The 14,244-nt window shown below is 58.0% G+C and carries 13 protein-coding genes and 3 tRNA genes; 15 read left to right on the top strand and 1 reads right to left on the bottom strand.

Annotated features, from left to right (window positions below; genetic code table 11):
- Nucleotides 1-5: 5 nt before the first annotated feature.
- The 15 genes from folP (at nucleotide 6) to KW062_RS04505 (ending at nucleotide 13,234) form a co-directional block, all read left to right on the top strand.
- Complete coding sequence (gene folP, locus KW062_RS04435; RefSeq protein ID WP_027619351.1) at nucleotides 6-857, top strand: dihydropteroate synthase; 852 nt, start codon at nucleotides 6-8, stop codon at nucleotides 855-857.
- Nucleotides 858-873: 16 nt separating this feature from the next.
- Complete coding sequence (gene glmM, locus KW062_RS04440) at nucleotides 874-2,211, top strand: phosphoglucosamine mutase (protein WP_027619352.1); 1,338 nt, start codon at nucleotides 874-876, stop codon at nucleotides 2,209-2,211.
- 66 nt (nucleotides 2,212-2,277) lie between these two features.
- Entirely contained in the window at nucleotides 2,278-3,033 is a 756-nt protein-coding gene (gene tpiA, locus KW062_RS04445) for a triose-phosphate isomerase (RefSeq protein WP_105754837.1), read from the top strand.
- A 4-nt stretch (nucleotides 3,034-3,037) separates the two neighbouring features.
- Nucleotides 3,038-3,421, top strand: a complete 384-nt coding sequence (gene secG / locus KW062_RS04450; protein WP_081786369.1) for a preprotein translocase subunit SecG — start codon at nucleotides 3,038-3,040, stop codon at nucleotides 3,419-3,421.
- Between the two features lie 22 nt (nucleotides 3,422-3,443).
- Nucleotides 3,444-3,529 (top strand) — tRNA-Leu (locus tag KW062_RS04455).
- A 97-nt stretch (nucleotides 3,530-3,626) separates the two neighbouring features.
- Nucleotides 3,627-3,703, top strand: a tRNA-Met gene (locus KW062_RS04460).
- Between the two features lie 137 nt (nucleotides 3,704-3,840).
- Nucleotides 3,841-4,299: a ribosome maturation factor RimP gene (rimP, locus tag KW062_RS04465; protein WP_027619354.1), complete on the top strand. Its 459-nt coding sequence runs from the start codon at nucleotides 3,841-3,843 to the stop codon at nucleotides 4,297-4,299.
- A gap of 59 nt (nucleotides 4,300-4,358) precedes the next feature.
- A complete protein-coding gene (gene nusA / locus KW062_RS04470; protein ID WP_027619355.1) occupies nucleotides 4,359-5,840 on the top strand; it encodes a transcription termination factor NusA in 1,482 nt (493 codons plus the stop codon).
- 26 nt (nucleotides 5,841-5,866) lie between these two features.
- Nucleotides 5,867-8,383: a translation initiation factor IF-2 gene (gene infB / locus KW062_RS04475; protein ID WP_027619356.1), complete on the top strand. Its 2,517-nt coding sequence runs from the start codon at nucleotides 5,867-5,869 to the stop codon at nucleotides 8,381-8,383.
- A 159-nt stretch (nucleotides 8,384-8,542) separates the two neighbouring features.
- Nucleotides 8,543-8,944, top strand: a complete 402-nt coding sequence (rbfA, locus tag KW062_RS04480) for a 30S ribosome-binding factor RbfA (protein ID WP_027619357.1) — start codon at nucleotides 8,543-8,545, stop codon at nucleotides 8,942-8,944.
- A 3-nt stretch (nucleotides 8,945-8,947) separates the two neighbouring features.
- Nucleotides 8,948-9,865, top strand: a complete 918-nt coding sequence (gene truB / locus KW062_RS04485) for a tRNA pseudouridine(55) synthase TruB (protein WP_105754836.1) — start codon at nucleotides 8,948-8,950, stop codon at nucleotides 9,863-9,865.
- Between the two features lie 143 nt (nucleotides 9,866-10,008).
- Nucleotides 10,009-10,278, top strand: coding sequence for a 30S ribosomal protein S15 (rpsO, locus tag KW062_RS04490; RefSeq protein ID WP_003197723.1), 270 nt, complete (start codon nucleotides 10,009-10,011; stop codon nucleotides 10,276-10,278).
- Nucleotides 10,279-10,474: 196 nt separating this feature from the next.
- Nucleotides 10,475-12,580: a polyribonucleotide nucleotidyltransferase gene (gene pnp, locus KW062_RS04495; protein ID WP_027619359.1), complete on the top strand. Its 2,106-nt coding sequence runs from the start codon at nucleotides 10,475-10,477 to the stop codon at nucleotides 12,578-12,580.
- A 138-nt stretch (nucleotides 12,581-12,718) separates the two neighbouring features.
- Nucleotides 12,719-12,794, top strand: a tRNA-Thr gene (locus tag KW062_RS04500).
- A 134-nt stretch (nucleotides 12,795-12,928) separates the two neighbouring features.
- On the top strand, nucleotides 12,929-13,234 hold the full coding sequence (locus KW062_RS04505) for a DUF6388 family protein (RefSeq protein ID WP_027619360.1): 306 nt from the start codon (nucleotides 12,929-12,931) through the stop codon (nucleotides 13,232-13,234).
- A 62-nt stretch (nucleotides 13,235-13,296) separates the two neighbouring features.
- Here the strand turns inward: KW062_RS04505 and nadC are convergent, their stop codons facing one another.
- Complete coding sequence (nadC, locus tag KW062_RS04510; RefSeq protein ID WP_027619361.1) at nucleotides 13,297-14,145, bottom strand: carboxylating nicotinate-nucleotide diphosphorylase; 849 nt, start codon at nucleotides 14,143-14,145, stop codon at nucleotides 13,297-13,299.
- Nucleotides 14,146-14,244 lie beyond the last annotated feature (99 nt).

Raw genomic sequence — 14,244 nt, forward strand, 5'->3', positions numbered from 1 at the left:
TTGAAATGAACTCTGTTCAGTCCTCGACCCGGTTGCCTTGCGGCAACCGGGTTCTTGATTTGGCCCATGCACATGTCATGGGTATTCTCAATGTCACTCCCGATTCCTTCTCCGATGGTGGTCGTTTCAGTCAGCTCGATGCAGCTTTGAAGCACGCCGAGGCGATGGTGTCTGCTGGCGCTACCCTGATTGATGTGGGGGGCGAATCGACCCGGCCAGGTGCTCGCGCGGTCTCGCCGCTGGAGGAGCTGGAGCGCGTTGCGCCCATCGTCGAGCGGATCCATCGTGAACTTGATGTGATTATTTCGGTCGATACCTCCACTCCGGCGGTCATGCGCGAAACGGCGCGGCTCGGTGCGGGTTTGATCAATGACGTGCGCTCCCTGCGCCGCGACGGCGCCCTGGATGCTGCAGCGGCCACTGGCCTGCCGGTGTGCCTGATGCACATGCTCGGCGAGCCGGGAGATATGCAGGACAATCCCCACTATGCTGATGTAACGCGCGAGGTTGGCGAGTTTCTCGCTGAGCGCGTTGCGCAGTGTGCTGTCGTGGGTATTCCTGCGGAGCGGATAATCCTCGATCCGGGGTTTGGCTTCGCGAAAACCCTGCAACACAACTTGAGCCTGTTCAAGCATATGGAAGACCTGCATCAGCTTGGTCGTCCGCTGCTGGTCGGGGTATCGCGCAAAAGCATGATCGGCCATGCGCTCAATCGCCCTGTTGGCGAGCGGTTGCATGGCGGCCTGGCACTCGCCGCGCTGGCGTTGACCAAGGGTGCGCGCATTCTGCGGGTGCATGACGTGGCCGAAACAGTGGACGTGGTACGGATGATCGCAGCAGTAGAATCAGCCGAATAAGAATGATGGAGCACTTATGACTAAGAAATATTTTGGCACCGACGGCATTCGCGGTCGGGTCGGTACATACCCAATCACTCCTGACTTCATGCTCAAGCTCGGCTGGGCTGCTGGCATGGCGTTTCGCAAGATGGGTGCCTGCAAGGTGCTGGTCGGCAAGGACACGCGTATCTCCGGCTACATGTTTGAGTCGGCACTGGAGGCGGGTCTGACGTCCGCAGGCGCAGATGTGATGTTGCTGGGGCCGATGCCTACACCCGCCATCGCCTATTTGACGCGTACCTTTCATGCGGAGGCGGGCATTGTTATTAGTGCTTCGCATAATCCCCATGACGACAATGGCATCAAGTTCTTTTCCGGCCAGGGCACCAAGCTGCCGGACGAGATCGAGTTGATGATCGAAGAGCTGTTGGATACGCCGATGACGGTGGTTGAGTCGAGCAAGATCGGCAAGGTATCGCGGATCAACGATGCGTCGGGTCGCTACATCGAATTCTGTAAGAGCAGCGTGCCCACCGGCACCAGCTTTGCCGGTTTGAAAATCGTTATCGACTGCGCCCATGGCGCCGTCTACAAGGTCGCCCCCAGCGTCTTTCGCGAGCTCGGTGCCGACGTTGTCGTGCTTTCTGCGCAGCCCAATGGCCTGAACATCAATGACAATTGTGGTTCGACCCACATGGGGCAACTGCAAGCCGCCGTTTTGGCTGAGCAGGCCGATCTGGGTATCGCCTTCGATGGCGATGGTGATCGGGTTTTGATGGTTGATCACACCGGCGCGATTGTCGATGGTGACGAGTTGCTGTTCATCATCGCTCGTGATTTGCACGAACGTGGCCGTTTGCAGGGCGGCGTAGTGGGTACCCTGATGAGCAACCTGGGCCTGGAACTGGCGCTCGAAGAGCTGAAAATTCCTTTTGTGCGAGCCAACGTGGGCGATCGCTACGTGATTGCCGAGTTGCTGGAGCGTGACTGGAAGGTCGGTGGCGAAAATTCGGGGCATATCGTTTGCTTCAATCACACCACCACCGGTGATGCGATCATTGCCGCGCTGCAAGTGTTGATGGCCTTGAAAGATCACGATCAGGGACTGGCTCAGGCGCGTCAGGCATTGCGCAAGTGCCCTCAAGTCCTGATCAATGTGCGTTTCGCGGGCGGCGTCAATCCCGTGGAGCATGCGTCCGTCAAGGAAGCCTGCGAGCGTGTTACCGCCGCGATGGCGGGGCGTGGTCGGGTGTTGTTGCGCAAGTCCGGAACGGAGCCGTTGGTGCGAGTAATGGTCGAAGGCGAGGACGAAACTGTCGTTCGTGGCTACGCCGAAGAGCTGGCAAAACTGGTTGCTGAAGTTTCTGTCTGATTTCGGCTTGCCAGCGCTGATGTGGTTGGGTAACATCTGCGCCCACTTTGACCGACGAGGTACAGCATGCGTCGCCCTATGGTAGCTGGTAACTGGAAGATGCACGGTACCCGCGCCAGCGTCGCTGAGCTGATCGACGGCCTAAGTGACTTGGCCTTGCCGAGCGGTGTTGATGTAGCGGTATTCCCGCCTTTGTTGCATATCAGCCAAGTGGTTGATGGCCTGAAAGGCAAGTCGATTTCAATCGGCGCGCAGAATTCTGCGGTGGAATCCGGACAAGGCGCACTGACCGGTGAGGTCTCGCCAACTCAGTTGGTGGATGCAGGTTGCTCCCTGGTGCTTGTTGGGCACTCCGAGCGCCGCCAGATAATGGGCGAGCAGGACGAAGTGCTGATTCGCAAGTTTGCAGCGGCACAGGCAAGTGGTTTGATTCCGGTGTTGTGCATAGGGGAAACCCTGGAGCAGCGCGAAGCCGGCAAGACCCTTGAGGTTGTCTCGCAGCAGCTGGGCAGCATCATCGGTGAGTTGGGTGTTGGTGTGTTTGCAAGCGCAGTAATTGCTTATGAGCCGGTCTGGGCCATTGGTACCGGGCTGACTGCTTCACCGCAACAAGCGCAGGATGTGCACGCAGCCATTCGCGCGCAGTTGGCGGCAGAGAATTCTGAAGTGGCACAAGGTGTGCGACTTCTATACGGCGGCAGCGTGAAGGCGGCCAATGCGGTCGAACTGTTCGGCATGCCGGATATCGATGGGGGGCTCATTGGTGGGGCTTCCCTGAATGCAGATGAGTTCGGTGCGATTTGTCGCGCCGCGGGAAACTGAGAAAATGCTGGAAACAGTCGTAGTCGTTTTTCATCTGCTGGGTGCATTGGGCGTAGTAGCTCTGGTATTGCTGCAGCAGGGTAAGGGTGCGGACGCTGGCGCGTCTTTCGGAGCAGGTGCTTCAAATACTGTGTTCGGAAGCCAAGGTTCCTCTACCTTTCTTAGTAAGTTTACTGCTATACTTGCCGCAGGTTTTTTCATAACCAGCTTAGGGTTAGGTTACTTTGCTAAAGAGAAAGCTCACCAGCTGACTCAAGTAGGTTTGCCAAACCCAGCGGTTCTGGAAGTTCCAGTGCAAAAACCGGCTTCTGATGATGTACCGGTGCTTGAAGAGCAAAAGTCGGCAACTAATGCGACTGACGTACCTCCAGCTCAAGAGCAAAAGTAAGAAGGGTTTCAAACGTAGTATTGCCGAGGTGGTGGAATTGGTAGACACGCAACCTTGAGGTGGTTGTGCCCATAGGGTGTAGGGGTTCGAGTCCCCTTCTCGGTACCAATTAGTCAGGAGAGCCCGCTGTTGCGGGCTTTCTTGCAGGTGGAAGGTTACATTGACCCTGTAGGGGATCGGTCGTATACTTCCGCCCCAGCTTTGTCGCGGGGTGGAGCAGTCTGGTAGCTCGTCGGGCTCATAACCCGAAGGTCGTCGGTTCAAATCCGGCCCCCGCAACCAGTTTCAGGAGCCCCTTTTAAGGGGCTTTTTGTTAGCTGGACACTTTCAACGCCGCTATTCGGCGGCGTTTCAAGGATGGGCATTACGCCCATTTTTTTATTTTCATGGCATGCACATACATGCACTAGGGGGTTCAGGTGTCGAGCAAGCTAGAAGAGTTGCAGGCCTTGCTGGCCCCGGTGGTCGTGGCCCTAGGCTATGAATGCTGGGGTATCGAGTTTTCGGCTCAGGGTCGTCACTCGATGTTGCGCGTTTATATCGATAAAGAAGGCGGAGTGCTGGTGGACGATTGCGCCATTGTCAGCCGTCAGATCAGCGGCGTCCTGGACGTAGAAGATCCAATCTCCGTTGAATACACCCTTGAAGTTTCCTCGCCTGGCATGGAACGCCCGCTGTTCACTCTTGAGCAGTTTGCAAAATTTGCCGGTGAACAAGTGAAGATCAAGCTGCGCTCGCCTTTTGAAGGTCGACGCAACTTTCAGGGCCTTCTGCGCGCTGTAGAAGAGCAGGACGTCGTGGTGCAGGTAGATGACCATGAGTTCCTGTTGCCGATCGAGATGATCGACAAGGCCAACATTATTCCCAGTTTTGACTGAGACGTGCCAGAAACTGCGGATCCCGCGGATCCAATGGCTTGCGAAAGGCGAGGCGTACGATGAGCAAAGAAGTACTGCTGGTTGTTGAGTCGGTATCCAACGAAAAGGGTGTACCGGCAAACGTGATTTTTGAAGCGCTCGAGCTGGCTCTGGCCACTGCTACGAAGAAGCGTTTCGAGGACGAAGTCGATCTGCGTGTGGAAATCAATCGCCACACCGGTGCTTACGAGACATTCCGTCGCTGGACGGTGGTCGAGGAAGACGATCTTGACGATCCTGCCATTGAAACCTGGCCAAGCAAGGTTGCCGAGACGCACCCTGGCGCCAAGGTCGGTGATGTCGTCGAGGAAAAAATCGAATCGATCGAGTTCGGTCGTATCGCTGCACAGACTGCCAAGCAAGTCATCGTGCAGAAAGTTCGCGAGGCTGAGCGTGCCCAGGTGGTTGACGCTTACCGCGAGCGCCTGGGGGAAATCATCTCCGGCACTGTAAAAAAGGTCACCCGCGATAACGTGATCGTCGATCTGGGTAACAACGCCGAGGCGTTGCTGGCTCGTGAAGACATCATTTCTCGCGAAACTTTCCGAGTTGGCGTGCGTTTGCGTGCGCTGCTCAAGGAAATCCGCACCGAGAACCGCGGCCCGCAGTTGATCCTGTCGCGTACCGCACCGGAAATGCTGATCGAGCTGTTCCGCATCGAAGTGCCGGAAATTGCCGAAGGCCTGATCGAAGTAATGGCTGCGTCCCGTGATCCGGGTTCGCGTGCCAAGATCGCCGTCCGCTCCAAGGACAAGCGCATCGACCCGCAAGGTGCCTGCATTGGTATGCGCGGTTCGCGCGTTCAGGCGGTATCCGGTGAGTTGGGCGGTGAGCGTGTGGATATCGTTCTTTGGGACGATAACCCGGCGCAGTTCGTGATCAACGCCATGTCCCCGGCCGAGGTTGCGGCAATTATCGTTGACGAAGATGCCCATGCCATGGACATCGCCGTTGGCGCAGACAATCTGGCTCAGGCCATCGGTCGTGGTGGTCAGAACGTGCGTCTGGCGAGCCAGTTGACTGGCTGGACCCTGAACGTGATGACCGAATCGGACATCCAGGCCAAGCAGCAAGCAGAAACCGGCGACATCCTGCGCAACTTCATCGACGAGCTGGAAGTCGACGAAGATCTGGCCCAGGTGCTGGTTGATGAAGGCTTCACCAGCCTGGAAGAGATTGCCTACGTACCGTTGGAAGAAATGCTCAACATCGATGGCTTTGACGAAGAAACCGTCAACGAGCTTCGCGCTCGTGCCAAGGATCGCTTGTTGACTAAAGCCATCGCTACTGAGGAAAAGCTGGCAGACGCCCATCCGGCCGAAGACCTGCTCTCGCTTGAGGGTATGGACAAGGATTTGGCGATGGAACTGGCGGTGCGCGGCGTAGTTACCCGCGAAGACCTGGCCGAGCAGTCTATTGACGACCTGCTCGACATCGACGGCATTGACGATGATCGTGCCGGCAAGTTGATCATGGCCGCCCGAGCCCATTGGTTCGAGTAATAGGCGCGGCCTGAGGAGAGAAGTGCATGACGCAAGTCACGGTGAAACAACTGGCCTTTGAGGTCAAAACACCGGTAGAGCGCCTGCTGCAGCAGATGCGTGAGGCAGGTCTGCCGCACACCGCCGCCGATGAACATGTGACCGACAGTGAGAAGCAGTCCCTGCTGACTCACTTGAAAAGCAGCCACAAGGCGAAAGTGGAAGAACCGCGCAAAATCACGTTGCAGCGTAAAACCACCAGCACCCTGCGTGTTGCTGGCAGCAAAAGCATCAGCGTTGAAGTTCGCAAGAAGAAAGTCTTCGTACAGCGCAGCCCGGAAGAAATTGAAGCCGAGCGCAAGCGTGAGCTGGACGAACGCCGCGCGGTAGAAAATGCTGCTCGTCAGAAGGCTGAAGAAGAAGCCAAGCTGCGCGCCGAAGAAGAAGCGCGTCGCCAGCCTGCTGCTGCGCAAGCTGCTCCGGCGGCGGCTGTTGCCGCTCCGGCGCCAGTGGCCGAGCCAGTGCGTGAAGCACCGGTGGCTGCTGCACCGGCTCCTGACGCACGCAAGCGTGACGAACAGCGCCGTCCGGACAAACCGCGCGCAGACGATAACAATCGTCGTAGCGGCGGTGGCGATGGCGAGCGCAAAAACGCTCCGCATCGTGCTTCGGTCAAAGAGAAAGCGCCAGCGCCACGTGTTGCGCCACGGACTACCGACGAAGAAAGCGATGGCTTCCGTCGTGGTGGTCGCGGCAAGGCCAAGCTGAAGAAGCGCAACGCTCACGGTTTCCAGAGCCCAACCGGCCCTGTCGTGCGTGAAGTGAAGATCGGCGAAACCATCACTGTTGGCGACCTCGCTCAACAGATGTCGGTCAAGGCTGCTGAAATCATCAAGTTCATGTTCAAACTGGGTACTCCAGCGACCATCAACCAGGTACTGGATCAGGAAACTGCCCAACTGGTTGCCGAGGAGCTGGGCCACAAAGTGACCCTGGTCAGCGACACCGCCCTGGAAGATTCCCTGGCTGAGTCCCTGAAGTTTGAAGGTGAGGCGGTTTCCCGTGCACCAGTCGTGACCGTAATGGGCCACGTTGACCATGGTAAAACCTCCCTGCTCGACTACATCCGTCGTGCCAAGGTTGCTGCTGGCGAAGCCGGTGGCATTACCCAGCACATCGGTGCATACCACGTTGAAACCGACCGTGGCATGGTGACGTTCCTCGATACCCCGGGTCACGCCGCGTTTACCGCAATGCGTGCCCGTGGTGCCAAGGCGACCGACATCGTGATCCTGGTGGTTGCGGCGGACGACGGCGTAATGCCGCAGACCATCGAAGCCGTCCAGCACGCAGTAGCGGCTGGTGTGCCACTGGTGGTTGCAGTGAACAAGATCGACAAGCCGGGTGCAGACCTCGATCGCATCCGTAGCGAACTGTCGGTTCACGGCGTGACCTCGGAAGAGTGGGGCGGCGACACTCCATTCGTACCGGTTTCGGCGAAGATGGGTACTGGCGTCGACGAACTGCTCGAAGCCGTTCTGCTGCAAGCCGAAGTTCTGGAACTGACCGCAACTCCGTCGGCTCCTGGCCGTGGCGTTGTGGTTGAGTCCCGCCTGGACAAGGGCCGTGGTCCGGTTGCAACCGTACTGGTTCAAGACGGTACTCTGCGCCAGGGCGACATGGTGCTGGTCGGTTCGAACTACGGCCGCGTGCGTGCCATGCTCGACGAGAACGGCAAGCCAATCAAGGAAGCCGGTCCGGCTATCCCGGTCGAGATCCTCGGCCTGGACGGTACCCCGGACGCTGGCGACGAGATGAGCGTGGTTGCCGACGAGAAGAAAGCCCGTGAAGTGGCTCTGTTCCGTCAAGGCAAGTTCCGCGAAGTCAAACTGGCTCGCGCTCACGCCGGCAAGCTGGAAAACATCTTCGAGAACATGGGCCAGGAAGAGAAGAAGACGCTTAACATCGTCCTCAAATCCGACGTCCGTGGTTCGTTGGAAGCTCTGCAAGGCGCTCTGAACGGCCTGGGCAACGACGAAGTGCAAGTGCGCGTTGTCGGTGGCGGTGTCGGTGGTATCACCGAGTCCGACGCCAACCTGGCACTGGCCTCCAACGCGGTACTGTTCGGCTTCAACGTGCGTGCCGATGCTGGCGCACGCAAGATCGTCGAGCAGGAAGGTCTGGATATGCGTTACTACAACGTGATCTACGACATCATCGAAGACGTCAAGAAAGCCCTGACCGGTATGCTCGGCAGCGACGTTCGCGAGAACATCCTGGGCGTGGCCGAAGTGCGTGACGTGTTCCGTTCGCCGAAGTTTGGCGCGATCGCCGGTTGCATGGTGATCGAAGGTGTTGTTCACCGTAACCGTCCAATCCGTGTACTGCGCGACGACATCGTTATCTTCGAAGGCGAGCTGGAATCTCTGCGCCGCTTCAAGGATGACGCTTCCGAAGTACGTGCCGGCATGGAATGCGGTATCGGCGTGAAGAGCTACAACGACGTCAAAGTCGGTGACAAGATCGAAGTCTTCGAGAAGGTTCAGGTTGCTCGCAGCCTCTAACTCGCGCACTTCAAGAGCCGCGATGGGCAGCCGCATGCAAATGCACGGCGCATCGCCCGGCCTCTAAACGCAACGCCCGGTCTGGCATTTGTCAGGCCGGGCGTTTGCCGCTTTCAGACCACACGGGTTTCACCGTGAGGCAGTAACAGGTAACAAGACATGGCAAAAGAATACAGCCGTACCCAACGTATCGGCGATCAGATGCAGCGTGAGCTCGCTCAACTGATCCGTCGCGAAGTCAAAGACCCGCGCGTCGGCCTGGTCACCATTACCGCTGTTGAAGTCAGCCGTGACGTCGGTCACGCAAAGATCTTCATCACTGTGATGGGGCAGGACGGCGCAGAAGAAATCGGCCAGAGCATCAAGGTGCTGAACTCCGCCGCCGGTTTCCTGCGCATGCAGTTGGCGCGCGAAATGAAGCTGCGCAGTGTGCCGCAATTGCATTTCCACTACGACGAAAGCGTCGTGCGTGGCGCGCACCTGTCGGCATTGATCGAGCGTGCTGTGGCTGAAGACAGCCAGCATTCGGTTGCGGCAGAAGCCGAAGACACCAAGGAGTAATCGGTGGCTCAGGTCAAGCGTATCCGTCGTAACGTCAGCGGCATCATCCTGCTCGACAAGCCGCTGGGGTTCACCTCCAATGCGGCCTTGCAGAAAGTCCGCTGGCTGCTCAATGCTGAAAAGGCCGGTCACACCGGCAGCCTCGATCCATTGGCGACTGGCGTTCTGCCGTTGTGCTTTGGTGAGGCCACCAAGTTCTCGCAATACCTGCTCGATTCCGACAAGGGCTATGAAACCCTCGCGCAATTGGGCAAGACCACCACCACGGCCGATGCCGAGGGTGAGGTTTTGCAGGAACGTCCGGTGACCGTTGGTCGCACCGATATCGAAGCGGTTTTGCCCGGTTTTCGTGGGCAAATCAGTCAGATACCGCCGATGTACTCGGCGCTCAAGCGTGATGGCCAGCCGTTGTACAAGCTTGCACGTGCAGGTGAAGTGGTGGAGCGCGAACCGCGATCTGTTACTATTGCGCGCTTGGATTTGCTGGCCTTTGAAGGCGACACTGCGCGTTTTGCCGTGGATTGCAGCAAAGGCACCTATATCCGTACCCTGGTGGAAGATATTGGTGAGCAGCTCGGTTGTGGCGCCTACGTTGCAGAACTGCGACGTACCCAAGCCGGTCCATTCAGCCTGGCCCAGACGGTCACGCTGGAAGAGTTGGAAGCGGTACATGCCGAAGGCGGCAACGAAGCGGTTGATCGCTTCCTGATGCCATCGGACAGCGGCCTGCTGGATTGGCCTCTGCTGCAGTTTTCCGAGGCAAGCTCGTTCTACTGGCTCAATGGCCAGCCGGTACGTGCCCCGGACGCGCCGAAATTTGGCATGGTACGCGTACAGGATCACAATGGTCGCTTCATCGGAATCGGTGAAGTGAGCGAAGACGGGCGCATCGCGCCGCGTCGACTGATTCGGTCGGAATGACCGAAAACCGGTCTGTGTAACAGCAGGCTGGCGAGTGTGGCTGTTAACAGGCACGGTCAACACTCATTTATAGATACAGGGATTTGTCCCTGGCCTGTTGAAACTGTTTTTCTGAAACAGTTTCCTGATAAAAGGATTGCCTCATGGCTCTCGACGTTCAAGAAAAAGCTCAAATCGTAGCTGACTACCAGCAAGCCGTTGGTGACACTGGTTCTCCAGAAGTGCAAGTTGCACTGCTGACCCACAACATCAACAAGCTGCAAGGTCACTTCAAGGCCAACGGTAAAGATCACCACTCCCGTCGTGGTCTGATCCGCATGGTAAACCAGCGTCGTAAGCTGCTGGACTACCTGAAAGGCAAGGACGTGAGCCGTTACAGCGCTCTGATCGCTCGCCTGGGTCTGCGTCGCTAATCAGCGATTGCGCTAGAGGTTGGTTGTCTGTCTTGCGTCAGTGGGTTTCCCACGGGCGCAGGGCAGGCTCCCAGCCTCAAGTTTTATCTGGACACACGTTTTACCAGGACAATACAGGCCGGGCCGATTCCCGGGGTTGCCCAAGAATTTCGCAAGAAACCAGTTCCCCCAAGAGCCACAAAGAAGGTAGGACACCGTGAACCCGGTAATCAAAAAATTCCAGTTCGGTCAGTCGACCGTTACCCTCGAGACTGGCCGTATCGCCCGTCAGGCCTCCGGCGCAGTATTGGTCACCGTTGACGACGACGTCAGCGTATTGGTGACCGTGGTTGGCGCCAAGCAAGCCGATCCAGGCAAGGGCTTCTTCCCTCTGTCTGTTCACTACCAGGAAAAAACCTACGCCGCCGGCAAGATCCCTGGCGGTTTCTTCAAGCGTGAAGGCCGTCCTTCCGAGAAAGAAACCCTGACTTCCCGACTGATCGACCGTCCGATCCGTCCGCTGTTCCCGGAAGGCTTCATGAACGAAGTGCAGGTTGTCTGCACCGTCGTTTCCACCAGCAAGAAGACCGATCCGGACATCGCTGCGATGATCGGTACCTCGGCTGCCCTGGCTATCTCCGGTATTCCTTTCGATGGCCCGATCGGCGCTGCCCGCGTTGCCTTCCACGAAAGCACCGGCTACCTGCTGAACCCGACTTACGAGCAACAGAAAGCTTCGAGCCTGGACATGGTCGTTGCCGGTACCTCGGAAGCGGTACTGATGGTTGAATCGGAAGCCAAAGAGCTGACCGAAGACCAGATGCTGGGCGCGGTACTGTTCGCCCACGACGAGTTCCAGGTGGTGATCAACGCCGTCAAGGAACTGGCAGCCGAAGCGGCCAAGCCAACCTGGACCTGGGCTCCACAACCGGAAGCCACCGAACTGCTGGGCGCTATCCGTGCCGAGTTCGGCGAAGCGATCTCCCAGGCCTACACCATCACCATCAAGGCCGACCGCTATGCGCGTCTGGGCGAGCTGCGTGACCAGGTCGTTGCCAAGCTGTCCGGCGAAGAAGGCCAGCCTTCTTCCAGCGAAGTCAAAGCGGCTTTCGGTGAAATTGAATACCGCACCGTTCGCGAAAACATCGTTAACGGCAAGCCACGTATCGACGGTCGCGACACCCGCACCGTGCGTCCGCTGAACATCGAAGTCGGCGTTCTGCCAAAGACCCACGGTTCGGCACTGTTCACCCGTGGCGAAACCCAGGCACTGGTTGTTGCAACCCTGGGCACCGCCCGTGACGCGCAACTGCTGGACACCCTGGAAGGCGAGAAAAAAGACCCGTTCATGCTGCACTACAACTTCCCTCCGTTCTCGGTGGGCGAGTGTGGTCGCATGGGTGGCGCTGGTCGTCGCGAAATCGGTCACGGCCGTCTGGCCCGTCGTTCGGTTCAGGCCATGTTGCCTGCCGCTGACGTGTTCCCGTACACCATTCGTGTGGTGTCGGAAATCACCGAATCCAACGGTTCCAGCTCGATGGCTTCCGTTTGCGGTGCTTCCCTGGCCCTGATGGACGCCGGTGTGCCGATGAAGGCGCCGGTTGCCGGTATCGCCATGGGTCTGGTTAAAGAAGGCGAGAAATTCGCAGTCCTGACCGACATCCTGGGTGACGAAGACCACCTGGGCGACATGGACTTCAAAGTAGCCGGTACCTCGAAAGGTGTGACCGCGCTGCAGATGGACATCAAGATCAAGGGCATCACCGAAGAGATCATGGAAATCGCTCTGGGCCAAGCCCTGGAAGCGCGCCTGAACATCCTCGGCCAGATGAACCAGATCATTGGCCAGTCGCGTACCGAGCTGTCGGAAAACGCTCCGACCATGATCGCGATGAAGATCGATACCGACAAAATCCGTGATGTTATCGGTAAAGGCGGCGCGACCATTCGTGCGATCTGTGAAGAAACCAAGGCTTCGATCGACATCGAAGACGACGGTTCGATCAAGATCTTCGGTGAAACCAAGGAAGCGGCTGAAGCGGCACGTCAGCGCGTACTGGGCATCACCGCTGAAGCCGAGATCGGCAAGATCTACGTCGGCAAGGTTGAGCGCATCGTCGACTTCGGCGCGTTCGTCAACATCCTGCCAGGTAAGGACGGTCTGGTTCACATCTCGATGCTGAGCGACGCTCGCGTTGAGAAAGTGACCGACATCCTGAAAGAAGGCCAGGAAGTGGAAGTGCTGGTACTGGACGTGGACAACCGCGGTCGTATCAAGCTGTCCATCAAGGACGTAGCAGCAGCCAAGGCGTCGGGCGTTTAATCACCCCCAACGTTTGAGCGCTACAACCTTGTAAGAAATGCCCCGCACCGAAAGCTGCGGGGTATTTTTTTGCCCGCAGGAAAATCACACCTCGGGGAAGTTGCCTGGCCTCAAGGTCAGTGCTAGGTTTAGCCCACCGCCCGTGTAGCTCAGCCGGTAGAGCAGCGCACTCGTAACGCGAAGGTCGCAGGTTCGATTCCTGTCTCGGGCACCAGGCACCACTTGTTTTCAAATGATCCCGAATGGTTCTGAAGGCCAGGTAAGCCAGATAGCACGCGGTTTATTTGCGTCAGAGAGATCCTTGATGATCCACATCCATCTTCCATTCCCCAGATCAACGAGAACGTCATGACCGACAAGACATTGACCCAAGAAGCCAGGCACGAGAAAGCACTCAAGCAGTACGCACTGGAAACGCCTGATTTGATTGAAGAGATCAAGGACTTGAGTCCTGACGATCAGAAAGACCAGATCCAGTGGGCGTTCGAGGATGAGGCCGAAGCTCAGGGCTTGCAGCCGTGGGAGCTGACCCTCAAGTACACCTCGACGCCAGAGGAATTCGAAGCGCAGCGTCTTGTATTGCACAAGGAGGCGGCAGAGGTGCTGGGTGTCGAGTGGGATGAGTACTGCGAGATGAATAATCTTGTAGTTTAGAAGCAGTTGCGAGCGGCAAGTCAGCAGCAAAGCTGCTTCGAACTTGCCGCTTGTAGCTGTTCTCAGATCGCCAGGCGCATCGAAAGATCGACTGCTTTAACATCCTTGGTCATCGCGCCAATTGAGATGTAGTCCACACCGGTCTCGGCAATTGGCCGCAAGGTGCTTTCATTGACACCGCCGCTGGCTTCCAGCTTGGCCTTGCCCGCGTTCAGGCGCACGGCTTCGCGCATGTCATCCAGGCTCAGTTCATCAAGCATGATGATGTCGGCACCCGCCGCCAGGGCTTCCTTGAGCTCCGACAGATTCTCCACTTCCACTTCCACCGGCTTGCCTGGGGCGATCTTGTGCGCGGCGGCGATGGCTTGGGCGATACCGCCGCAAGCCGCGATGTGGTTTTCCTTGATCAGAAACGCGTCGTACAAGCCAATACGGTGGTTGTGGCAGCCGCCGCAGGTCACCGCGTATTTTTGCGCCAGACGCAGTCCCGGCAGGGTCTTGCGGGTGTCGAGGAGTTTGACCTGGGTATCGGCGACGAAGTCGGCCAGGTATTGCGCGCGGGTAGCAACACCAGAGAGCAGTTGTATGAAGTTCAGCGCGCACCGCTCGCCAGTCAGTAGCGAACGGGCCGGACCTTCGAGGTGAAATAGCACTTGATTGGGATTCACTCGCTCACCGTCGCGCACCTGCCAATGGACGGCAACCCGCGGGTCGAGCTGGCGAAACACCGCGTCGACCCAGGCAGTACCGCAGATGACTGCGGCGTCACGGGTGATGATGGTGGCCTTGGCCAGGCGCTCGGCGGGGATCAACTGGGCGGTGATGTCGCCGCTGCCGATGTCTTCCAGCAACGCACGGCGCACGTTGGCTTCGATTTCGGCGGTCAGGTCGGCGAGGCGTAGATTCGGCATAACGTGCTCCACAAACAAAGTGGCCCGATTATAGGGCAAGTGATCGCAACCGGGGGGGCGATCGCGGCATACTGAACGCTGTCAAAGTCGTTGTCGAAG

Source organism: Pseudomonas fluorescens, from assembly GCF_019212185.1.
In the GTDB taxonomy this organism is placed as follows: domain Bacteria; phylum Pseudomonadota; class Gammaproteobacteria; order Pseudomonadales; family Pseudomonadaceae; genus Aquipseudomonas.

Coding starts and splice junctions, on each gene's coding strand:
- folP (WP_027619351.1), top strand. CDS start 6: ATGAACTCTGTTCAGTCCTCGACCCGGTTGCCTTGCGGCAACCGGGTT.
- glmM (WP_027619352.1), top strand. CDS start 874: ATGACTAAGAAATATTTTGGCACCGACGGCATTCGCGGTCGGGTCGGT.
- tpiA (WP_105754837.1), top strand. CDS start 2,278: ATGCGTCGCCCTATGGTAGCTGGTAACTGGAAGATGCACGGTACCCGC.
- secG (WP_081786369.1), top strand. CDS start 3,038: ATGCTGGAAACAGTCGTAGTCGTTTTTCATCTGCTGGGTGCATTGGGC.
- nusA (WP_027619355.1), top strand. CDS start 4,359: ATGAGCAAAGAAGTACTGCTGGTTGTTGAGTCGGTATCCAACGAAAAG.
- infB (WP_027619356.1), top strand. CDS start 5,867: ATGACGCAAGTCACGGTGAAACAACTGGCCTTTGAGGTCAAAACACCG.
- rbfA (WP_027619357.1), top strand. CDS start 8,543: ATGGCAAAAGAATACAGCCGTACCCAACGTATCGGCGATCAGATGCAG.
- rpsO (WP_003197723.1), top strand. CDS start 10,009: ATGGCTCTCGACGTTCAAGAAAAAGCTCAAATCGTAGCTGACTACCAG.
- KW062_RS04505 (WP_027619360.1), top strand. CDS start 12,929: ATGACCGACAAGACATTGACCCAAGAAGCCAGGCACGAGAAAGCACTC.
- nadC (WP_027619361.1), bottom strand. CDS start 14,145: ATGCCGAATCTACGCCTCGCCGACCTGACCGCCGAAATCGAAGCCAAC.